Raw genomic sequence first — 23,206 nt, forward strand, 5'->3', positions numbered from 1 at the left:
ATTTACAGGGGACGCAGCCAGATGATTATGCTACGTCCCCGTTTTTGAAAGGAGCTGTTATATGCGACCAAAGTCTTATTCCATATTTGGTGGCCACGGAAATAAATCAGGTGTTGAGCATGCTGCAGAGGTTATCTTTACTGTCTGCGGCTTCTTTGCCGTTTTGGCTGTGGCCTCTATCAGTCTGTACATGATCATAAGTGGTACGCCGGCACTTTTTAAGGTGGGAATTCTGGATATTCTCTTTGGAACCATCTGGATGCCGGAAGCCGCTTCCCCAAGCTTTGGCATTCTCTATGTTATTCTGACCTCCATCGTGGGTACGGCATTGGCGATTCTGATCGGCGTTCCCATTGGCGTTATGACTGCCGTTTTCCTGGCTGAGGTGGCGCCTGTTAGGCTTACCAAAATCGTACGCCCGGCAGTGGAGCTGTTAGCTGGTATCCCTTCTGTTATTTATGGTTTGCTTGGAATCCTGATTTTAAATCCTTTGATGTATAAACTGGAGTTAAAAATATTTGCAGGCTCTGACACCCACCAGTTTACCGGAGGCGCGAATCTGATTTCCGCTGTTTTGGTGCTGGCCTTAATGATTCTTCCTACGGTCATCAACATCAGCGAAACAGCACTCCGCGCTGTTCCCCAGCACCTTAGAAGCGCTTCCCTGGCACTTGGAGCTACTAAGATCCAGACGATTTTCAATGCAGTCCTTCCGGCAGCAAAGTCCGGTATTATTACCGCAATCGTCCTTGGAACAGGCCGAGCCATCGGTGAGGCAATGGCCATCAGCCTGGTGTCCGGCAGCTCGGTAAATATTCCTCTGCCCTTCAACTCGGTCCGTTTCCTCACCACTGCGATCGTATCGGAGATGTCATATTCCGCCGGACTTCACAAACAAGTGCTTTTTACCATAGGCCTTGTCCTGTTTGCTTTTATCATGCTCATTAACATTACTCTTAACAACCTGTTAAAGAAAGGAGAAGAAAGCCATGACTAATGATATCCTTATTCCTGTTCAAAAAGATTCTGCAGTAATCCACAGCATTTATAACCGAAAAAACCGGATCTCCGATTCTGTCTTAACGGTTCTGATTTACTTGTGTGCTTCCATCTCCATTCTGATCCTGATCGGGATCATGGGCTATGTGTTTGTCCGCGGTGTTCCCCAGATCAGCCTGGAATTTCTGACCACTGTGCCAAGTACGATAAGAGGAACCTTTGGCATTGCGGGAAACATTGTAAACACCTTATATGTGGTGGCCATTACCCTGTTAATCGCCACTCCCCTGGGCATTGGCGCAGCCATTTACTTAAACGAATATGCAAAAGGCGGAAAAGCAATCCGCATCATCGAATTTACCACAGAGACCCTGGCAGGTATCCCCTCCATTATCTTCGGCCTTTTTGGCTATGTATTTTTCGGCATCACCCTGGGTCTTGGCTATTCCATTCTCACCGGTGCTCTGACCTTATCCATCATGGTTCTTCCTCTTATTACCAGGACCACCCAGGAAGCCTTAAAAACCGTTCCTGAGAGCTACCGCTTTGGCGCCCTGGGCATTGGTGCTACCAAATGGTACATGATCCGGACCATCCTGCTCCCCAGCGCCATGCCAGGCATTGTGACCGGAATCATTCTGGCCATTGGACGTATCGTGGGAGAGTCAGCTGCCCTTCTCTTTACAGCAGGAAGCGGCTATCTTCTTCCCAAGGACTTTTTCGGAAAGATACTTGAATCAGGCGGCACCCTGACGATTCAGCTTTACTTATGCATGCAGAAGGCCAAATATGATCAGGCCTTTGGAATTGCCGTTGTTCTTCTGGTCATCGTACTGGCAATAAACGGACTTGCAAAATATCTGTCTCATAAATTCAATACGGAGGTCAAAGAATCGTGAATACCAATACAGTGAAAATTTCAACCAACAATTTAAATCTATACTATGGCACGAATCATGCCCTAAAAGATGTAAACTTAAATCTCTATACAAATAAAATTACGGCCTTTATCGGCCCTTCCGGATGTGGAAAATCCACCTACTTAAAAACGTTAAATCGAATGAATGACCTGGTTCCAAGCGTAAGAATAGAGGGAGAAGTTCTTTTAGACGAAGAAAACATCTATGATCCACGGGTCGACACTACCCTTTTACGCAAAAAAATCGGCATGGTATTTCAGCAGCCAAACCCATTTCCAATGAGTATCTATGACAATATAGCCTACGGCCCAAGAATTCACGGCATAAAGAATAAATCCGAGCTTGACGATATAGTGGAAAGAAGCTTAAAAGGGGCCGCTCTCTGGGATGAAGTATCTGACCGTTTAAAAAAATCAGCCCTCGGCCTATCCGGCGGCCAGCAGCAGCGCCTTTGTATCGCCCGCGCCCTGGCAGTTGAACCTGAGGTACTGCTTATGGATGAACCCACCTCTGCCTTAGACCCAATTTCCACCCTGAAAATCGAAGACCTGATGGATGAGTTAAAAGAAAAGTACACAGTTGCAATCGTCACCCACAACATGCAGCAGGCAACCCGGATTGCCGATCATACCGCCTTTTTCCTTGTAGGAGAGGTGGTGGAATACACTTCCACAACCGAGCTGTTCACTGCCCCTAAGGACAAAAGAACCGAAGACTACATCACAGGACGCTTCGGCTGATCCATTTTATTAATAGAACAAATAAGGAGAACAAAAAATGACAACGAGAGTTAATTATGAACATGAATTAAGCCTCTTAAACCATGACATAAAAGAAATGGGGCGTATGGTAGAAACTTCTATTGAACAATGCTTTGTAGCATTTGAGGACCAGGATTTTGAGAAGGCAGAGGATATCATTAAAGGAGACCGCACCATCAACGACTTAGAGCGTTCCATCGAGGCCCGCTGCCTTTCCATCATCTTACGCCAGCAGCCTGTTGCAGGAGATTTAAGAGTGGTTTCCAGTGCCTTAAAGGTGGTTACAGACTTAGAGCGTATCGGCGACCACGCTTCCGACATCGCCGAGCTCATCCTGCGCATAAAGGGCGAACACGTTTACCATGTAGTCCGCCACATACCCTCCATGGCCACCGCCGCCCGCGAAATGGTCCGCAGCTCCATCGAAGCCTTTATAAACCAGGATTTAGAAACTGCAAAGCAGATCGAAAAGCAGGATGATGTGGTTGATGAATTATTTGATAAGGTGAAAAATGACGTAGTTGATTTATTAAAACAATCCTCAGAGCATATTGATCAGTGTATTGATTTGTTAATGGTTGCAAAATATTTAGAGCGCATTGGAGATCATGCCGTAAATGTATGTGAGTGGACAGAGTTTTCCAAAACAGGAGCTTTGAAGAATGTACGGATATTGTAAAGCTACGAGCAGTGCGTCTATAAAAGCGAAAGAACCCATAAGAATGCCAGCATTCTTATGGGTTCTTTTGATTTTATGGACATAGGTTGACAGCCGTCAAGCGAGAAGGAGCGCAGCGGATTCGAGCTTGAGCACTGCGGACTCCCGGTCAGCACAATCAAGCTCAATCTTTTCTCTCCCTCCTTACAACATCGCCCCACCTCTACAATAAGTCTGAACCACCTCATAATCATCCCGGAGAACAACAAAATCCGCATCATACCCCGCAACCAGTCTACCCTTCCTATCATCCACCCCCAAACACTTAGCAGGATTAATAGTACAGGAATTCAGCGCGGAATCAAACGGCACCATAGCGTCCTCCACCAAAATCTTCAGCCCCTTATTCATCTTCAGCGTACTACCGGAAATCGTATCCGTCCCCTTCAAATAAGCCAGACCATTCTCCCTAATCTCAATACTATGACCACCCAACTGAAAATCCGTTCCAACAGCACAATGTTTCGGACAAAGAGAATCCGTAATCAAAATCGCATGGTCCCTGCCCTTAATCGTATAATAATTATTAAGCGCCGCCAAATGAGAATGACACCCATCACAAATAATCTCGCCAAATATATCCCTAACCCTAAAAGCAGTACCTACCAATCCCGGATTCCGGTGATGATAAGGTGTCATGCCATTATACACATGAGTCATAGAAGTAGCCCCATTTGCGATCCCCATAAGGGCCTGCTCATAGGTTGCAGACGAGTGTCCCATACTCACTACCACACCATGATCCTTACAATACCTTGTCAAATCAAAATTTTCATCATGCTCCGGCGCAAGTGTAATATATTTAATCATACCCTTTGCCGCTTCCTGATACTCCTTAAACTGTGCAATAGAAGCGGTCGCAATCGCCTCCGGCGGCTGAGCCCCCTTATATGTCATATCCAGATAAGGCCCTTCAAAATGAATTCCAAGGATCTCCGCGCCTTCGTATCCGCTTTCCGCCACAGCTGCCACGTTGGCAACCGCCTTAGTCAGCACATCCGGCATCTGGGTCACTGTGGTCGGTAAGATAGAGGTCACTCCCTCTTCCGGTATCCGCCTCATCCATTCCCGCAGCCCTTCCGGTTCACCGTCATTGGTATCATATCCATAAGCTCCATGGGTATGGACATCAATAAATCCCGGGACAATCCTGTCATCCCCATAATCCTGATCTGCCGCCATCTCACCATACTCATGGACTGCCTTAATCTTTTCATCTTCCACCTGTAGCTGTGCCGGGATGAATTGTCCTGCAATCCAGACCCGTCTGCTCTGTATTATCATAACCGTAACCCTCTCTTTCCTAATTTTCTTCCCATGCGTTTGGGCGTAAAGGTATACCCTCAAAGGGTATTTCCCATTCTTAGCACCCATCTGCCGGTACACTGTTGTGTTTACCTATAGTATAAACAGTTCCTTCTCCCTTTTCAAGATGATTAAGCTCAGATTCCATTCTTTTTCCAGCCATAACCAAATACCCTGCAGCAAGCTGCAGGGCATCTAACTCCTTCATCATTTACCAGATGCAGAAAATACATACATTTTCTTCACCTGTCTTCTTCCATGCCAAAATCAATCCTGAGAAATAGGCCACCGGATAATCACCCGGAATAAATCTGCCTCCACTTCTATCTGAAGCCTGCCGTTTTGCAGCTCCACAAAGCTTTTCGCAATCGCCATTCCAAGTCCGGAGCCTTCCGTGTTCCGTGATTGGTCCCCCCTGACAAACCTTTCGGTTATTTCATCCGGATTAAAGGTAAGCTCTGCAGCCGAAACATTCTTTAAAGTAGTGACCACATAGTCTCCGTCCTTCTTCATATCAATATAAGCCCTGGTATAAGGCATTGCATATTTTATAATATTCGTTAATAAATTATCAAATATTCGGTAGGTCTTCTGACTGTCCAGAGGAAGAACGATCTTTTCATCCGGCAGATTCCATCTGAAATCAATGGTAGATTCCTCTATTTTATCACTAAGCTCCAGGCTGACTTCCTTTAACAGGCTGACAATATCCACATCCTCCAGATTCAGTGTCACATTATTGCTGTTAGCCTTGCTGATTTCAAACAGGTCCTCAATAAGCGCCTTCAAACGCATTGATTTCTGTTCCAGTATATCAATATAAGCCTTCCTCTGTTCCGGTGTCGCCTGGTCATCCCGCAAAAGGTTTACATAAGTTATAATGGCTGTCAAAGGAGTTTTCAGATCATGGGACATATTGCTGATCAAATCCGTTTTAAGCTTCTGGCTTTTTACCTCTTCGCCCACTGCCACCTTAAACCCGCTTTGTATCTTCTGAATCTCCTTCTTAAACGGCTCAAACACACTTAAGTCCTCTTCTATGGAAACCTCCAGATTTCCCTCTGCGATCTGGTTTGTGGTCCTTAAAAGGATCTGATATTTATCACTTAGATCCTTGTAATATTTTCTCATCACAATAAACAAAATGATAGAATAAAGGATCAAAGCGCCGATTCCAAAAAACCACAGGCTGCAGAGAACAGACAGAATAATAAAGTTCACTCCCACGATCCGGAAAATAGTCCGGTCCGACCGTTCCTGAAGGTTTATATTCCCTACAAAATTATAAACTTTACTGCAAAGGTTTCTCACCCATTGCCAAAACCAGCCGCATAAGGTCCGTTCACGAATATAACGTTTCAGACCGATATGAATGACATCCCGCACGCATAAAACCGCCCAATAGACGATGGCAAAGGGGATAGACCACCACATCAGGTTCCAGAGCTTTATCATAATACCCGCCACCAGAGGCAGGAAATTAGCCCGCATAAGAGCATCATATAAATCACCCCGGTTTGTCACTGCCACAAGATTTGTAAGCCCTGTTCCGAAAAGTACGGCACCGCAGATGACTCCCGCAACGACTTCCAAAGGCGTTCGTAAAATCCTGCTGCACTCCGGAAGGCCCGGGTCAAAAAATGAAAAGATAAAGGCTGCAATCGCTACAGCGCAGACCAGGCCAATAAATATCCTGGAAACACTGCCTGAGTAATTATAGGCATTCCAGACAGTCTCTCTCTCATCCTCGTATGCAGCGATCTGCTGAGGCCTCATTCCATAAGCAAAGGTAACATTTCTTGGATTTTTCAGCTTTAAATCTGCCTCATAACGAAACTGTTCCCAATAATAATCACTCATGGGATCCTTGTCTCCTAACATCCCCAGGGTATTCAAAAGCCTGACCGTATTATCTCCGTTTACTGCCCCGGCCTGCATACGCCCCAGATCATCATAACGAAGTTCAGCCGTAAATGTATATTCACCGCTTCCTCCAATGGAGCGGCCTCCTGCATGATCGGACAAAACCTTGCCGTTCTCATCAAGGATCTGATAATCCACGAAATTTCTTATGCCATTAAAATTCCGGCTCCAGGATTCATATTCCCGGACACAATTTTGACGCAGCTCCTTTAAATACTCACAGCGCTCCTCCTGGTCAGGCAATTCACTGAATTCCTCCCCGGCAGCGGCAACGGTATCCACTCCTTCCACGGCTTCCGTCTCTCCTTCCGAAGCCGCCGCCCGGTTGTTCATACCATTCTTTAATTCTTCCTCTGCCAGGGGGAAATAGAACTGGAAGGGAGAAATGACACTGCCCTGTTCATACTGGGCCTGTTCCAGGTAAAGCACATAATTGCCTGACAACAGACGCTTAAGGAACCCATCCTGCCCATAAACAGGCTCCTCATATCTGGCTGATTCATTTTTAAAAAACGGATAAAGCCCCACCATGACCGAGGCCGCCGTTAAAATTACGATCACCGCCAGAAGTATGCTGATTCTATGCCTGTTTTTCAATTTTATATCCAACGCCCCACACCACCTTTAAATATTTCGGCTCCTTCGGGTTGATCTCGATCTTTTCCCTGATTTTCCTTACATGAACCATGATCGTATCCGTGTTGATGGCCCGTTCATTCCAGACCCGCTCATAAATCTCTTCTGCGGAGAACACTCTTCCCGGATTTTTCATAAGAAGAGCCAATATCTTAAATTCAATGGGAGTCAGCTTCACCGGCTTTTCATCAACGTTCACTTCCACCGTATCCTCATTTAACTCCAGCCCTCCGATAGAATACACATTGCTTTTTTCCCTCTGCTCCTTTGCTTCCAGCATATCCATATATTTTTTATAACGCCTGAGCTGGGAATTCACCCTTGCCAACAGCTCCATGGGGGTAAATGGCTTTGCAACATAATCATCGGCACCAATATTAAGCCCCATGATCTTATCCACCTCCTCAGACTTTGCCGACAGGATGATCACAGGAAAATCATAGTTTTCCCTTAATTTCACGGTCATGGTAATGCCATCCATTCGGGGCATCATCACATCCACAATAGCCAGATGAATCTCTTCCTTCTCTAAAATCTTAAGGCCTTCCACACCGTCCGCCGCCTGGAATACCTCGTATCCCTGGCTCCTTAAATATATCACAATTCCCTCTCTGATCTCTTTATCATCCTCAACCAATAAAATGTGGTTTGCTTCCATGTTTTTTCTCCTTTCCTTTTTTCTGTCCATTCTATCCGGACATAGAGGTATGCCTGTAAGGCGTTCCCTATTCCTGCCCGGTTTTTAGGCAAAAAGGTATACCCATATAGTGATACCTGACAAGTGACAGGGCTTGCTGCCTGCAGTATCTCCATTTATGATACCACATTTTCTATCTTTTTACTTTAATTAAAGGATACGGGAGCAATCTTAAATGGAAGGGCACAGAAAACGAAAGAAATTCTAAAATTTCCTTCTCCTTCTTTATAAGGCATTTCCATAAAAGAAAAGACGCATCAGGATTTCCAAAATCCTTAATGCGCCTTTCCTAGTTATTCCGATGTCTTCCGTATATTGCTTTCCATCAGCCGGTTATATCCCAGCCAGCCGTTGTTGTCGCCTGCACCCTTTAACACCTCGATCATGGTCTCCATCTTGGCATCCGTATTATCTGCGAAATTCAAAGCCAATGCCTCAATCAAAGCCGGTTTTTTGGGAGAACCATATTCCAGCTCCCCATGATGGGCCAGAATGCAGTGCTTCAGCTCAGAAGCCGTCTTTTCCGGAAAGCCTGCAATCGTCCGGATCCTCTCTCCCAGCATTTCCGTTCCAATGATGATATGGCCTAAAAGCTGCCCGTCATCGGTATAGTCGTTCTCCGGAAATGTGGAAAGCTCCCTGGTCTTTCCGACGTCATGGAACATGGCAGCGGTTATGAGCAGATCCCGGTTAATGAATGGGTAGTAGCCGGCATAATAGTCACATAGCTTTACAACACTTAAGGTATGCTCCAAAAGACCGCCTACAAAACCATGGTGAACGCTTTTTGCCGCAGAGTGAAACTGAAATGCTTTAGCAAAAGCAGCATCCTCTACAAAAAAGCTTTCTGACAGCTTTCTTAAATACGGGTTCTTAACCGTACGGATAAAGCCCAGAAGCTCCTCAAACATAAGCCCGATATTCTTAGAGGAAACCGGAAGATAATCGCCGGGGGTAAATTCTCCCTCATCGGCTTTCCGGATCCGTTTGATATTCAACTGGTTGGAATTCTGGAAAACGGTCACATCTGCATCTATGTATACATAATCCAGAGTTTCAAAATTCCCGATTCCCGGTGAACCCAGATCCCAGATCTTGGCATCCACGGTTCCAGTCTTGTCCTGAAGAATCAGGTTTCCATATTCTTTACCTGATTTCGTCAGGGCAATCTGCTTATTTTTACATAAATACACATCTGACACATGCATTCCTTCACGGAATGAATCTACATACCTCATTGTTTTCCTCCACATTCTTAGCCCCAGGCAACACGGAAGCCAGGAAGATTACCTGGCTCCAATGGTTACCTGATACTGTATCTTTTTATATTCTTCCCTTCCATTGCGGGAAACACTCACAGTAATCACATCTCCTGGATTGGAATCCTCAAGTACTGCCTGAAAATCCTTCATGGTAACAATGGTTTCATCTCCCATGGTCCTTATGATATCGCCGCACTGGATCCCGGCATTATAGGCAGGACTATCCGCATTCACATCAACCACATACACCCCAAGAGGCATACCGTTGCTATTCATAACGGCGCTTACTTCCTGTCCCTTGATGCCGAAGTATGGGAATGGCACGCCATTGCTCATCTTTCCCAGAATACTCTTATAATCGGATATGGCCATAGCTGCCGTCATATCTTTATTACCGTCATTTTTATGTTCATCCGTTACCCAGCCGATGATCTGGCCTGACGTGTTCATAAGGAATGTACCGGTCCCGGCATTTCCCTTCACATCAGAATACAGGATCCGTGTCATACCATCGGTAATCTGCACATTTTTCGTTATATACGATATAAATCCATATCCAACAGAATGGACCATGCCGGCAGGGCCGCCAATGGCCACAACCAGATCCCCCTGCTTCACGGAATAGGAATTTCCCAGCTCGATAGCTTTAATCTCCTCTAACAAAGCTCTTCCAAGATCAGCCGTGGAAACGCTTACGATGGCCATTCCGGAAAGCTTATCGGTCTGCTTGATGGTTCCCTGGACTTCTGTCCCGTCGGAAAATGCCACACGAATCGCCTCCGCATCCTCCACCGCTCCATCCGGTGTCAGTACCAGAAGTTCTTGATTTGCAGTAGCAATAATCACTCCTGAAAACAGGCTGGAGTTTTCCACAGGGTTATTAAACCAGTCTGTCTGGGTTTTTACGGAATGGACCGTTACAATCCCCTTGTCCGCATTTTGGACAAGAGACCTTAAGTCTCCATACAGGGTATTTAAATCATCTACTGAAAACGGATATTTCTCCATAGCGGACTTTAAAATATCCTCGATCGGTTCTGTCTCAGCCACAGACCCGGTTTCAGCCTCAGAAGGCATGGTTTCAGGATCATCTTTCGGTATGGTCACAGGAACGCTTTCACTGGTGGATCCTTTTGCAAAAAATCTTTCAGCTACAGGTCGGGATATGGCAAATGTAACAGCTGCAACAATTCCGAAAATAACCGCAGTCGCAATAAGGCCCAAAGCCCTTTTTAGCATATCCCTTTTTGACATGGGCTGTCTCACTATCTTTTCATTGATAAACTGACGCGGCTCCGTCTTTCTATCATCTGGCCCGTTATTTTCCGGCATACTTACCCTCCTTTGCAGAAGACCTAAATACTATTATAAGGTTGTTCGCCCCTTAATGCAAGAAAAACCTACAGAAATGAGACTCTGCCCGGGAACTCAAAGAATAATTTCCATAAATCCAGAAACATTATCATTATCACCCCGGGAGGAAAAACAACCTGAGGATTGCAGTTTTTGTCCCATATATGCTATACTGTAACAGATACCATTATCATCGGACCACAATGCAGAGAAAGCAGAAAAACAAGGAATAATATATGAATCAGAAAGCATTAAAAACTTTAGAATATCATAAAATCATTGCACAGCTTACGGAATACGCTTCCAGTGATTCCGGCAAGGAACTGTGCCGGAACCTGGTCCCGTCAACGGACTTCCATGAGATCGTAAGAGCCCAGAGCGAGACAACCGATGCCGCCACAAGAGTGCGCCAGAAAGGCAGCATCTCTTTTGGAGGCGTTAAAGACATCCGGCCTTCCATAAAGCGCCTGGACGTAGGAAGCTCCCTGGGAATCGTGGAGATTCTTTCCATCAGCTCCCTTCTTACCGCCTCAGCCCGGGTTAAAGCTTACGGACGCCATGAGGATTCAGAACTGCCGGAAGACTCACTGGAGGAATCTTTTCGGATGCTGGAACCATTGACCCCGGTAAACACGGAAATCAAACGCTGCATCCTCTCCGAAGAGGAGGTCAGCGATGACGCCAGCCCCGGACTTCACCATGTAAGGCGCTCTATGCGTTCCATTAACGATAAGATCCACACCCAGTTAAACTCCATATTAAATTCCAACCGGACCTACCTACAGGACGCAGTGATCACCATGAGAGACGGACGTTACTGCCTCCCGGTGAAATCCGAGCATAAATCCCAGGTACCGGGCATGGTTCACGACCAGTCCTCCACCGGTTCCACACTCTTTATCGAACCAATGGCCATCGTGAAGCTTAATAATGACTTAAGGGCCCTGGAAATTCAGGAACACAAAGAAATCGAGATGATCCTGGCCGATTTAAGCAACCAGCTGGCTCCTTATCTTGAGGAGCTGGAAACGAATTTTGAGATTCTTACCAAACTGGATTTTATCTTTGCCAAAGCCACCTTGTCGAAGCATTATAATGCCAGTGAACCAAAATTTAACACAGACAGGATCATAAACATTAAGGATGGCCGCCATCCCCTTCTTGATCCAGCCCGGGTGGTCCCCATCAGCATCCATCTGGGCCGGGACTTTGATCTGTTAATCGTAACCGGTCCCAATACCGGAGGTAAGACAGTTTCCTTAAAGACAGTGGGCTTATTCACCCTCATGGGACAGTCCGGACTTCATATACCGGCATTTGACGGTTCCCAGCTTGCAGTATTTGATGAAGTGTTTGCAGATATCGGAGATGAACAGAGCATTGAGCAGAGCTTAAGTACCTTTTCCGCCCATATGACCAACATCGTCCACATCCTGGGCCAGGCAGACAGTAATTCTCTCTGCCTGTTTGACGAACTTGGAGCCGGAACCGATCCAACGGAAGGAGCGGCCCTTGCCATCTCCATCCTGTCATTTCTCCACAATATGAAATGCCGCACCATGGCCACCACTCATTACAGTGAGCTAAAGGTGTTCGCCCTCACGACCCCAGGCGTGGAAAATGCCTGCTGTGAGTTTAATGTAGAGACCCTCAGGCCTACCTACCGCTTACTAATCGGTGTGCCGGGTAAGAGCAACGCCTTTGCCATATCCAAAAAGCTGGGACTTCCTGATTATATTATTGAGGATGCAAAGACCCATCTGGAGGCAAAGGATGAAACCTTTGAGGACCTTTTAACCCATCTGGAAGAGAACCGGGTCACCATTGAAAAGGAACGGATCCAGGTCGCTTCCTATAAGCAGGAGGTAGAACAGTTAAAAGCCCGGCTTACCAAGAAGGAAGAACGGCTTGATGAGCGCCGGGATCAGATGATACGGGCAGCCAAAGAGGAAGCCCAGAAAATCCTCCGGGATGCCAAGGATACGGCAGACCAGACCATACGTAACATTAATAAGCTGGCAGCAGATTCAGGCGTTAACAAAGAGCTGGAAGAACAGCGGAGCAGGTTAAGAAGCAAGCTTCAGGATGTGGATTCCTCCCTTTCCCTGAAAAAAGAGAAAAAACAGCCTGGAAAGCGGATCGATCCCAAAAAGCTGAAGCTGGGAGACGGGGTTAAGGTCTTAAGCATGAACTTAAACGGGACTGTCAGTTCTCTTCCCAATGCAAAAGGCGATTTATACGTTCAAATGGGAATTCTCCGTTCACTGGTCAACCTTTCGGATTTAGAGCTTCTCCACGAGGAGTCTGTTTCCACTCCCGCAACAAGCGGTTCCAAAAGATCAGGAAGCGGCAGCAGTTCTACACGCATATCCAAATCCTTTTCCATCTCTCCGGAAATCAACTTGATCGGAATGACCACTGATGAGGCCATTCCCCAGCTGGACAAATATTTAGACGATGCCTACCTGGCACACCTTCCGCAGGTACGGGTGGTACATGGACGGGGAACGGGAGCCTTAAAAAATGCAGTGCACAAGCACTTAAAGAAATTAAAATATGTAAAGGAATTCCGGCTTGGCGCCTTTGGTGAAGGGGATTCCGGCGTAACCATCGTTACATTCAAGTAAAATACCTCGCAGCAGGCTGGAAGGTATTTTATGGGCGGCCGCCAAATGGATATGCAAGCATATCCGCCTGACTTACCGTCTCGCGTAAATAATTTAAGAAAGGGGCCATTATGGCAGAAAAACAGCGGATATTGATCGTAGACGATGACAGCAACATCGCAGAATTGATTTCCCTATATCTATTAAAAGAATGCTATGAAACAGAAATCGTTGGCGACGGAGAGGAGGCGCTCCGGGTATTCCCGGAGTTCCGTCCCCACCTGGTGCTTTTAGACTTAATGCTTCCCGGCATGGACGGCTACCAGGTCTGCCGGGAGATGCGTTCCTCCTCCCAGGTTCCCATTATCATGCTCTCCGCCAAGGGAGAGGTCTTTGACAAGGTTCTGGGCCTGGAACTGGGTGCTGACGATTATATGATCAAACCCTTTGATTCCAAGGAACTGGTGGCCCGGGTAAAAGCTGTATTAAGGCGTTACCAGACGGCTCCTGTTCCTGCCGCTCTTCATACGGACCATCAGGGAGACTATGTGGAATATCCGGACCTCATTGTCAACCTGACGAATTATTCGGTTATCTATATGGGCCATTCCATTGAGATGCCGCCCAAGGAACTGGAGCTTCTTTATTTCCTTGCTTCCTCACCAAACCAGGTGTTTACAAGGGAGCAGCTATTGGACCACATCTGGGGCTATGAATACATCGGTGATACCAGAACCGTTGATGTCCATATCAAACGGCTCCGGGAAAAGATCAAGGATCACGCAGGCTGGGCCCTGACAACGGTTTGGGGAATCGGATACAAATTCGAGGTGAAGCGTTAGATGACACATTCTCTCTATTATAAATTCATCCTGGGCTATCTGCTGTTCGGCCTCCTTGGATTTGTAACCATTGCCACCTTTTCTTCTGAGATCACGGACCAGTATCTCCTTGGCCGCCATTCTGAAACCCTGTATGACGAAGCCAATCAGATCGCTTCTTCTTACAGCGGCATGTATCAGGGCAAGGACATGAAGCTGACCTCCTCCTATCCCGAACTGATTAAAGAAGGCAATTATCTCCATGCACAGATATGGATCGTAGACCGGCAGGGAAAAGTGGTGTCAGACAGCGCACAGTCTGACAAACAGGGACAGGTCATCGAAAACTTTGACCCCACCTCAATGGGCAACAAGTCCTACATCATCGGCGATTACTATCATCAGTTCTCCCATGATGTCCTCAGCGTCCACGCTCCCATTACAGGGAACTATAACACCTATGGCTATGTAGTGATCCACTTACCCTTATCCTATTTGAAAATGGAGAGGGAAGGGATTTTAAACATCGTTTATATCACATCAGCAGTGGTGTTTGGTCTTTCCCTTATCATCCTCCTGGTTTTTACTAAAAATGTTTATTTTCCTCTTAAAAAAATCACGGCAGGAGCAAATGAATACGCTCAGGGGAACCTGGAGCATCACATTGAGGTAAATACAAGAGATGAAATGGGCTATCTGGCCGCTACCCTTAACTATATGTCCGCCGAGCTTGGGAAGATGGAAGAATATCAGAAAACCTTTATTGCCAACGTTTCCCATGACTTCCGCTCTCCCTTGACCTCCATTAAGGGCTATCTGGAAGCCATCCTTGACGGAACCATACCGCCGGAGATGTATGAGAAATATTTAAACAGGGTCATTTCAGAAACAGACCGGCTGAACAAGCTGACCCAGGGACTGCTTACCCTTGATTCCCTGGACTGTAAGGGGTATTTAAACCGCACAAGCTTTGACATCAACCGAGTCATTAAGGATACCGCCGCTTCTTTTGAAGGAACATGCAGCGAAAAAAACATCACCTTTGATCTGACCTTTTCCGAAAGCATTCAGATGGCTTATGCGGACCTTGGGAAGATCCAGCAGGTGCTCTATAATCTGATAGATAACGCCATAAAGTTCAGCCATGCAGATTCCACCATCTACATACAGGCTTCAGTAAAGTATGAAAAGATCTTTGTATCCATTAAGGATACGGGAATCGGCATCCCAAAGGAAAGCTTAAAAAAGATCTGGGACAGGTTCTATAAATCAGACTTGTCCAGAGGAAAAGATAAGAAGGGCACCGGACTAGGCCTTGCCATTGTCAGAGAGATCATCCAGTCCCACGGAGAAAATATTGATGTGGTCAGCACAGAAGGGGTGGGATCAGAGTTCATTTTCAGCCTGCCAAAGGCGGGAGCGCCGTAACACAGGCAATTTTCCTGATTACAGCGGAAAATGGTTAAAAATAAAAAAACGGTACAGTTTCTTTTGTCTGTCCAGACGAAAACTGTACCGTTTTTTTATTCCTTCCACTGAAGGTGATGAAGCTCCCCCTTCATGGTCATACGTTCAAATCCGTTCTGCTTTAATGCCTCATACAGCACAATAGAAACAGAATTGGATAAATTTAAAGACCTGATATCTCCCCACATAGGGATCCTGACACATTGATCCTGATTCTCCAGAAGGATCTCTTCCGGAATCCCGGCACTCTCCTTTCCAAACAGGAGAAAGCAGTCTGGTTCATATTCCACATCAGAATAGACATGAAGTCCCTTTGTGGTAGCCATGTAGATCTTCGCTCCCGGGTTCCGGTCCAGAAAGTCCTGATAGTCGCTGTATACCGTTACATCAAGCTTGTCCCAGTAATCCAGCCCGGCCCGTTTAATCAGTTTATCATTCAGCCTAAATCCCAGAGGTTCGATCAGATGCAGCTTCGTCCCTGTAGCCACACAGGTCCTGCCGATGTTCCCGGTATTGGCAGGCATCTCCGGTTCCAATAATACAATATTCATAGCCCTTACGCCTTTCCATCCAGTTTCTTGACAAATCGTTCCATACGGCTTAAGGCTTCCTTAAGGTTCTTTAGAGAATAGGCATAGGAAATACGAAGATATCCTTCTCCGCAGTCTCCAAAGGCCGTACCCGGCACCACAGCCACCTTTTCTTCCCGAAGGAGCCTGGTAGCAAACTCATCAGAGGTCATTCCAAACCGTTTGATGGAAGGGAAGGTATAAAATGCCCCATGAGGCTCAAAACACTCCATTCCCATTTCCTTAAATGCATGGATCAGATAACGGCGTCTCTGGTCATAGGATTCCCTCATCACCTGAACATCCTTATCTCCGTCCCGCAGGGCCGCTACCGCAGCATACTGGCTGGTAGTCGGTGCACACATGATGGCAAACTGGTGGATCTTTAACATCTGCTCCAGGATCATTCTTGGAGCTGCGGCATAGCCAAGACGCCATCCAGTCATGGCGTAGGATTTTGAAAAACCGTTAATGAGCACGGTCCTGTCCTTCATTCCGGGCAATGCAGCAATGGTAACATGATCGCTTCCATAGGTAAGCTCTGCATAAATCTCGTCTGATATTACAAACAAATCCTTCTCTATTACGATTTTAGCGATCTCCTCCAGCTCCTCTGCCTTCATAACCGCGCCTGTAGGATTATTGGGAAATGGAAGCACCAGCACCTTTGTCTTTGGAGTGATCTTCTCCAGCAGCTTTTCTCTAGTCAGCTTAAATTGATCCTTTGCTTCCAGATCAATGATCACCGGAACACCGTTTGCCAGAATGGTGCAGGGAACGTAGGAAACATAGCTGGGTTGGGGAATCAGCACTTCATCTCCTGGATTTAACATGGCACGGAGAGCAATATCAATGGCCTCGCTGCCGCCCACCGTTACCATAACTTCATGGTCCGGATCATATGTAGCAGCGAAACGCCGGCTTAAGTAGCTGCATATTTCGTTTTTCAATTCTTTCAGTCCTGCATTGGAGGTATAAAAGGTACGGCCCTTTTCCAGGGAATAGATGCCCTCTTCCCTGATATGCCAGGGCGTATCAAAATCAGGTTCTCCAACACCTAAGGAAATAGCATCCTTCATTTCACTTACAATATCAAAAAACTTACGGATTCCGGAAGGCGGAATCTCTACGATTCGATCTGATAATGGATTTCTCACGGCGTAATCAACATCCTTTCATCGGTTGTCCCTTCAGCAAGAACGGTTCCATGATCTTTGTATTTCTTTAAGACAAAATGGGTGGCCGTACTTAGTACCGATTCCATGGGAGACAGCTTTTCCGATACAAACTGTGCCACCTGCCTCATGGTCTTGCCTTCTATAAAAACTGTAAAGTCAAAGGCACCAGACATGAGATAAACGGCGTTTACTTCACTGTACTGATATATGCGCTCCGCGATCTTGTCAAATCCCATGCCTCTCTGGGGAGTAACCTTAACCTCAATCAGTGCCATAACCTTTTCATCACTGGTATTATCCCAGTTAATCAGGGTGTGGTAGCCGCATATGATATGTTCTTTTTCCATTTCGGCGATCTCATTGGCAATGGCGGTCTCGCTTTCACCTAAAAGAATCGCCAGATCCTTTAAATCAATCCTGCTGTTTTTTTCAATAATTGCCAATATTTTTTCTCTCATATCCTGCCTCCTGATTTCCTAATTATTGTCCATGCCTTCTGGACATAGAGGTATGCCCGCAGGGCGTTCCTTATTATTGTCCATGTTTTTGGACATTGAGGTATGCCCGCAGGGCACTCCTATTTATGTGATAAAACCTTATAAAGCTCATCCTCTGAGGGCCTGTCAAGGAAACCTATGCTTTCCCCATGGTCAATGATCCGTTTAATGCCTCCGGTGACTTTCCCGATCACAGCGGCATGGATTCCCTGTTCCTTTAAGGCGTGCACTAAATCCCCTCCGTTATCCGCTGAAAAAAGGAGACAGCCTTCTCCGAAAAGGCGGTATGGATTTAAGTCGTACCGTTCACAGATCTCGATGGTTTCCTGCTTCACCGGAATTTTAAGAAGAGAAAACCGGATTCCCGTCATATAAGCCCCGGATAAATCCCAAAGAGCCTTTAAGACCCCGCCCTCTCCTGTTGGTTCACATTCAGTTGCACCGAATTTTTTCCACTTTTCCAAATCTCCTTCCAGAGCCGTGTTCCCGGATTCTATAATCCGGTCTACATAATCCCTGGAAAACCATTGATACAATTCTTCTTTTTTATTCTTTACGATTTCTACCGTTCCGGAAAGCCCGGCATATCCTGCAATAACAAGATCCTGGCCGGGCTTTATGATTCCGGTATTCTCTCTTTCAATCCGTCTCATGTATTTACCTGCCTACGCTCACGGTCCTGCCTCTAATGAAGCATCATCCGTTATCTGGGGACCTTCCGGCACCGGGATCTCAGGCTCGGCCGGGGCTGTTTCCGCAGGTATTGTAACCGGCGGCGTCTCCACCGGAATTCCGGGAGTCTCAGACGGTATGGCAACTGCAGGAGCAGCCGGCCCCACCTTTACGATAGCCTTTGATGGATTATAGGTATCCGTATGAAGGAGCTCACGGCTCTGCTCAACACCATCCACATATACAACCTTCCAAAGCCTGGACTTCATTCCCCTGTGTGCAGACTGAACCTGTTTTCTGCTTCCAGGAGGCATAGCAGGATCCACAACCTCCTTTGGCGCACCCGGGTCCGTCACGCTTAAGGTCTCAGAAACAAACTCAAAGGTCCTGTTTGCAGGCCTGGTCTCCTTTCCATATATAGTAAAGGTAAGAGTTTTTCCGGAAGTATAGCCTTCAACATAAATGGGCGTGCTGTAATTGTTGGTAAATTTAATATCCTTATACGTGCCGGCAATAGCCGCATCCTCAGAAGGCTTCACATAACCTACCACCATGGAGTGATTCTGTCTCTGGGCCACTGCCAGCTCTGCTCTAAGTACCGTATTATAAAGGGTAGTCGCGATCTGGCAGACTCCTCCGCCTACGCTGTCTACCACCTGGCCATTCTCATAAGCTGATGCTGTTGCATAGCCGTTTGCCAGGGTAAACGGATGCATGCATTCATAACCAGACAGGGTTTCCCCCGGCATCAGCACATGGCCGTTGATCTTGCCCGCGCCTACCTGCAGATTCTTGGATCTGGAAGCGCCGCTGGTGGAAAAGCTGGTAGAAAAGGTTCCAAGCACATCCTTTATGGTGGATAAATCTTCCGTGGTAATTGCAGGCTTTACCTCTGAAACCACTGCCGTAGCTGATACTGGTTCCTCAAGTCCATTGGCCAGAGCCGCATCCAGGGCCTGCTTTGTAGCCGCCAAATCCACAGCCTTTCCAATGGCAGAAGGAGTCACAATAAATACTCCCTTGTCACGGACAATGGTGGCATTCTTTGGTTCCATTACCGCCTGTGCACATTTCTCTGCAACAAAAGCCCCCACGCTTCCGTCGTCAAGAGCTGTTTCCAGAGGGATGATCACATGGTTCTGCTCAATGTCCTTTTTATTCAAATATCGTTTGATCAGGTTACCTCCCTGCCAGGAAGATGCGGCCTGGGACACAGCCTCCGGGTTGCTCCAATGAAAACCCAGCTCTTTTGCAGTGGTTTCCACCGGCTGTCCGTCAACGATCAATGTTATTTTCTGGTTTTCCATTTCATTAACCAGACTCTGTATTTTCTGACTGGCTTCTTCTTCCGTCATACCTCCCAGATTATATTCTCCCACATATATCCCATCCGGAAGGGTATCAGCCATGGCATACGTGGGAGCAAAAAATCCAATTCCCAACCCTATTACAATCGCTGCCAGGCCTATGGACAAAGTTTTCTTTTTCATATTCATTCCTCATGCTCTGCTGTGCCTGTATGCTGCCAATACACCTCCTTGCCCGCTTATAAAAACGAAAGCATCATAGGAAGCACCATAGCAGTAATCAGTAAAATAACTACCAGGATCAAAACTACTGATAAAAATTTTCTGTTGTTTTTATTGTTAAAGTTAATCATATCGTATCACCTCTCTTATATTCTTCCATACTGTGCTATGATTTTATCCGTGATTCTTGATATTTCATTTCTGGACAAATGTTCCGTTTGCACAGATAAAACTATTTTATGATATTTTAATAAATCCTGCAAGTGTTCTTTTTGCCTTTTTGACGCCGGCTGTTCCTTTTTTACCTTATAAATCAAAGCCTGTGAATTAAAAGCTTCCGGTGAGTCATTCCCATACCGCACCGCCAATTCCTGATACAGCTCGTGGGCAGCTTTTGCATCCGCAAGGGCACGGTGGCTTAAGGTCTGGACAATCCCAAAATATCCGCAGGCTGCCGTTAAATTTTTTTTCTCATCAGGAGGCATAAACCTTCTTGCAAGCTTAAGGGTATCGATTCCCTGACGCTCAAAACCAAAACCCTCATTGATTGCGGCACGCTTTAAAAAACTGTAATCAAATATCACATGATGTCCCAGGACCGGCAAGTCTCCGGCAAATTCCAAAAATCCGCCGATCACCTCTCCGATTCCCGGAGAAGTCTCCAGCTGGCGGTCGGTGATGCCGGTAAGCATGACCACCCGGAACTCCAGCTTCCTGTATGGATTAACAAAGGTTTCGTAGTTCTCTGTTACCTGTCCTTCCACAACCTTCACCGCTCCGATTTCAATGATTTTATCCTGCTTTGGGTCAAGACCGGTGGTTTCCAAATCTACCGCAATATAGGATGATACCAAATTAAGCCTCCCTCTTCTGATCCGGCTCCACCTGGCTGCTGGGACAAAGCTCCTGCAAAAAGCACTGGCCGCACTTGGGATTTCTCGCAACACAAATGGATCTTCCAAGGGTAATAATCTGGATATTCCATAAAATCCAGTGTTCCTTTGGAAGTACCTTCATCAGTTCATATTCAATTTTCTCCGGATCCTCTTCCTTTGCAAAACCAAGCTTTTTGGAAATCCGCTTTACGTGGGTATCCACTACAATGCTGGGCTCGTGATAAACATTCCCCAGAATAACATTGGCGGTTTTACGCCCCACTCCTGCAAGGGAGGTCAGTTCTTCTATTGTCCGCGGAACTTCACCCCCGAATTTCTCTACCAGGTCCTGACAGCAGGATATGATGTTTTTCGCTTTCATATGATAAAAACCAAGAGAATGGATATCTTTCTCCAATTCCTTTAAATCCGCCTGGGCAAATTTCTTTGGGGAATCATATTTCTTAAACAGACCCGGTGTCACCATGTTCACCCTGGCATCGGTGCACTGGGCACTTAAAATGACCGCTATTAAAAGCTGCCATGGGTTTTCATGGTTTAAATAGCATACATATGACCTTCCATATTCCCGGTCAAGGGCCTCAAGCACCTTTAATACCCGATCCTTAAGTTCTGCTTTTGTCTCTCTCTTTGCCATTACTTCCTCCACATGCCGATTTCATAAGCCGCTGCATTATGAGACAGGGCATCCCGCTTTTTGTAATCAAAAAGAACAGCCCTTCCGTCCCGGAACACCTCCACATGAGCCATCTTTATAAGCTGTCTGGCCTCGTAACCTGCATATCCTTCCTTTAAATACCGGAAGGCCGCCGCCTCTGATTCAAAAAAGGCCCTCACCTGATCCTTAAAAGGCTCCTGGTCTGCCGCAAAGAACGGCCTGCTCTTTAAATTCTCTCTCAGGTAAAGATCATACACCAGAAGGTCCCGGTACATGGAACGCTTTTCCGGCACCAGACCGCAAATGAACTCTTCCAGTATCTCATACCTGGCCATGCGGTTATGGTTGATTTTTAAGTACCCCCGTTTATCATAATATTCAGCCAATGCTTCAAACATATCAAAAGGTGTTTCAAATTCCTTATAAAGTTCATTTAAGGTCGTCCGGAACTGTCCGCTGTTTCCGTAAACCTCCAGCATTTCCTCTAAAGCCTTCAGTTTTAAAATCCCGCCGTAGTCCAGCCATCTGGTTGACAGCACCTCATAAGGCGCCTTCTGTTTAAACTCCACGCCATATTCCCCGGCTTTTTCCCACAGATAGGAGCCTTTCAGCACCTTTAAGAATCCAAGCTGAAGCTGCTCCGGCTTCATCTCATATACCTCATTAAAGGAATTACGGAAGCTTTGGTAATCTTCACCCGGCAGTCCGGCGATCAGGTCCAGATGCTGATGGATATTTCCAAAGCTGTTGATTTTGGCAACCCTTTCTTTCAAACGCCTTAAATCCATGGTCCTGTTGATTTCCGTAATGGTTGACCGGTTGGTGCTCTGGACTCCGATCTCAAGCTGGATCAGTCCCGGCCTCATGCGGGACATAAGCTCCAGTTCCTCTTCGTTTAAAAGATCTGCGGAAATCTCAAAATGAAAATTGGTCACCCCATTATCATGTTCTATGATATGGCGCCAGATATCCATGGTATGCTTTCTGCTGCAGTTAAAGGTCCGGTCCACAAACTTCACCTGGGGAACCCGGTTTTCAAGGAAAACATCCAGCTCCTTTAAAACCAGGGAACTGTCCCTCAGCCTCACAGACTTATCCAGAGAAGAAAGGCAGTAACTGCAGGAAAAAGGACAGCCCCGGCTGCTTTCATAATAAATGATACGATTCTCAAAATTCTTTAAATCTTTATATAGGAAGGGAATGGAATTCATATCCACCACTGTTTTTCGCGGATTCAGGACCACATTTCCTTCCTCAGCTCTTACAGCAGTCCCTTCTATGGATTCAAAGGATGGGGTTCTGCCATTAAGGCTTTCCCTGCTCCGTTCCAGATAGCAGCGCACCACTTCAGAAAAGGTTTCCTCCCCTTCTCCCATCATGATCCCATAGACCGACCGTTCCCGGCAAAGGATCTCAGAGGCATCATAAGACACCTCGGGACCTCCCAGCCAGATCTCCACATGAGGGAGAACCTTCGGAAGGTCCCGGACAAGCTCTAATACGTAGGAAATGTTCCAGATGTAGCAGGAAAATCCCACTGCATCCGGTTTCCTTAAGAAAATATCCTTCAGAATTTCATCGGGCTGATTATTAATGGTATATTCCTGGGTTTCGATCTGAAACCTTCCGTTCTCCAGTTCCGGTTCTCTTACATGAGCTTCTGTATAAGCCTTTAAACTGTAAATCGCCGGATTGGAATGGATATATTTGGCGTTAAGCGCAACCAATAGAAATTTCAT

Annotated in this window: 20 protein-coding genes; 7 read left to right on the forward strand and 13 right to left on the reverse strand. The window is 46.3% G+C overall.

The features are described from left to right. Nucleotides 1-61: 61 nt before the first annotated feature. From pstC to phoU, 4 genes are read left to right on the forward strand one after another with little or no spacing between them, the layout of a single operon-like run. On the forward strand, nt 62-997 hold the full coding sequence (gene pstC / locus ABFV83_RS15265; protein WP_349944985.1) for a phosphate ABC transporter permease subunit PstC: 936 nt from the start codon (nt 62-64) through the stop codon (nt 995-997). Further along, nucleotides 990-1,898 (forward strand): phosphate ABC transporter permease PstA, encoded by a 909-nt coding sequence (gene pstA, locus ABFV83_RS15270; protein WP_349944987.1) that lies wholly within the window; start codon nt 990-992, stop codon nt 1,896-1,898. Before pstC ends, pstA begins: the two co-directional genes overlap by 8 nt. Further along, entirely contained in the window at nt 1,895-2,659 is a 765-nt protein-coding gene (gene pstB / locus ABFV83_RS15275; RefSeq protein ID WP_349944989.1) for a phosphate ABC transporter ATP-binding protein PstB, read from the forward strand. Before pstA ends, pstB begins: the two co-directional genes overlap by 4 nt. Before the next feature lie 37 nt (nt 2,660-2,696). Then, on the forward strand, nt 2,697-3,359 hold the full coding sequence (gene phoU / locus ABFV83_RS15280) for a phosphate signaling complex protein PhoU (protein ID WP_349944991.1): 663 nt from the start codon (nt 2,697-2,699) through the stop codon (nt 3,357-3,359). A 183-nt stretch (nt 3,360-3,542) separates the two neighbouring features. Here the strand turns inward: phoU and nagA are convergent, their stop codons facing one another. The 5 genes from nagA to ABFV83_RS15305 form a co-directional block, all read right to left on the reverse strand. Then, nucleotides 3,543-4,682 (reverse strand): N-acetylglucosamine-6-phosphate deacetylase, encoded by a 1,140-nt coding sequence (gene nagA / locus ABFV83_RS15285; protein ID WP_349944992.1) that lies wholly within the window; start codon nt 4,680-4,682, stop codon nt 3,543-3,545. A gap of 288 nt (nt 4,683-4,970) precedes the next feature. Continuing rightward, the gene (locus ABFV83_RS15290; RefSeq protein ID WP_349944994.1) at nt 4,971-7,235 is read right to left on the reverse strand and encodes a HAMP domain-containing sensor histidine kinase; all 2,265 of its coding nucleotides are present in this window, start codon (nt 7,233-7,235) and stop codon (nt 4,971-4,973) included. Then, a complete protein-coding gene (locus tag ABFV83_RS15295; protein WP_349944996.1) occupies nt 7,207-7,920 on the reverse strand; it encodes a response regulator transcription factor in 714 nt (237 codons plus the stop codon). Before ABFV83_RS15295 ends, ABFV83_RS15290 begins: the two co-directional genes overlap by 29 nt. A 332-nt stretch (nt 7,921-8,252) precedes the next feature. Next, nucleotides 8,253-9,197: an HD domain-containing protein gene (locus ABFV83_RS15300; RefSeq protein WP_349944997.1), complete on the reverse strand. Its 945-nt coding sequence runs from the start codon at nt 9,195-9,197 to the stop codon at nt 8,253-8,255. Nucleotides 9,198-9,245: 48 nt separating this feature from the next. Beyond that, complete coding sequence (locus ABFV83_RS15305) at nt 9,246-10,553, reverse strand: PDZ domain-containing protein (RefSeq protein ID WP_349944999.1); 1,308 nt, start codon at nt 10,551-10,553, stop codon at nt 9,246-9,248. Between the two features lie 257 nt (nt 10,554-10,810). Here ABFV83_RS15305 and ABFV83_RS15310 point away from each other — a divergent pair, with 257 nt between their 5' ends. The 3 genes from ABFV83_RS15310 (at nt 10,811) to ABFV83_RS15320 (ending at nt 15,429) form a co-directional block, all read left to right on the forward strand. Next, entirely contained in the window at nt 10,811-13,201 is a 2,391-nt protein-coding gene (locus ABFV83_RS15310; protein ID WP_349945001.1) for an endonuclease MutS2, read from the forward strand. Nucleotides 13,202-13,311: 110 nt separating this feature from the next. After that, nucleotides 13,312-14,022 (forward strand): response regulator transcription factor, encoded by a 711-nt coding sequence (locus tag ABFV83_RS15315; protein WP_349945002.1) that lies wholly within the window; start codon nt 13,312-13,314, stop codon nt 14,020-14,022. Further along, the gene (locus ABFV83_RS15320) at nt 14,023-15,429 is read left to right on the forward strand and encodes a HAMP domain-containing sensor histidine kinase (RefSeq protein ID WP_349945004.1); all 1,407 of its coding nucleotides are present in this window, start codon (nt 14,023-14,025) and stop codon (nt 15,427-15,429) included. Between the two features lie 95 nt (nt 15,430-15,524). Here ABFV83_RS15320 and ABFV83_RS15325 read toward each other — a convergent pair whose 3' ends face one another. The 8 genes from ABFV83_RS15325 to ABFV83_RS15360 all read right to left on the reverse strand — a co-directional run bounded on the left by ABFV83_RS15325 (nt 15,525) and on the right by ABFV83_RS15360 (nt 23,206). Further along, nucleotides 15,525-16,019: a tRNA (cytidine(34)-2'-O)-methyltransferase gene (locus ABFV83_RS15325; protein WP_349945006.1), complete on the reverse strand. Its 495-nt coding sequence runs from the start codon at nt 16,017-16,019 to the stop codon at nt 15,525-15,527. 5 nt (nt 16,020-16,024) lie between these two features. Continuing rightward, a complete protein-coding gene (locus ABFV83_RS15330; protein ID WP_349945008.1) occupies nt 16,025-17,194 on the reverse strand; it encodes an aminotransferase class I/II-fold pyridoxal phosphate-dependent enzyme in 1,170 nt (389 codons plus the stop codon). Continuing rightward, on the reverse strand, nt 17,191-17,673 hold the full coding sequence (locus ABFV83_RS15335) for an Lrp/AsnC family transcriptional regulator (protein WP_349945009.1): 483 nt from the start codon (nt 17,671-17,673) through the stop codon (nt 17,191-17,193). The genes ABFV83_RS15330 and ABFV83_RS15335 overlap by 4 nt, the downstream gene beginning before the upstream one ends. A gap of 119 nt (nt 17,674-17,792) precedes the next feature. Continuing rightward, nucleotides 17,793-18,365: an AIR synthase-related protein gene (locus tag ABFV83_RS15340; RefSeq protein WP_349945011.1), complete on the reverse strand. Its 573-nt coding sequence runs from the start codon at nt 18,363-18,365 to the stop codon at nt 17,793-17,795. A gap of 18 nt (nt 18,366-18,383) precedes the next feature. Then, nucleotides 18,384-19,874, reverse strand: coding sequence for a VanW family protein (locus tag ABFV83_RS15345; RefSeq protein WP_349945013.1), 1,491 nt, complete (start codon nt 19,872-19,874; stop codon nt 18,384-18,386). A gap of 185 nt (nt 19,875-20,059) precedes the next feature. Then, nucleotides 20,060-20,767, reverse strand: coding sequence for a 3'-5' exonuclease (locus ABFV83_RS15350; protein ID WP_349945014.1), 708 nt, complete (start codon nt 20,765-20,767; stop codon nt 20,060-20,062). A gap of 1 nt (nt 20,768) precedes the next feature. Next, nucleotides 20,769-21,446, reverse strand: a complete 678-nt coding sequence (gene nth / locus ABFV83_RS15355; protein ID WP_349945016.1) for an endonuclease III — start codon at nt 21,444-21,446, stop codon at nt 20,769-20,771. Continuing rightward, the gene (locus ABFV83_RS15360) at nt 21,446-23,206 is read right to left on the reverse strand and encodes a B12-binding domain-containing radical SAM protein (protein WP_349945018.1); all 1,761 of its coding nucleotides are present in this window, start codon (nt 23,204-23,206) and stop codon (nt 21,446-21,448) included. The genes nth and ABFV83_RS15360 overlap by 1 nt, the downstream gene beginning before the upstream one ends.

This window comes from Lacrimispora sp. BS-2, assembly GCF_040207125.1.
Classification (GTDB): domain Bacteria; phylum Bacillota; class Clostridia; order Lachnospirales; family Lachnospiraceae; genus Lacrimispora.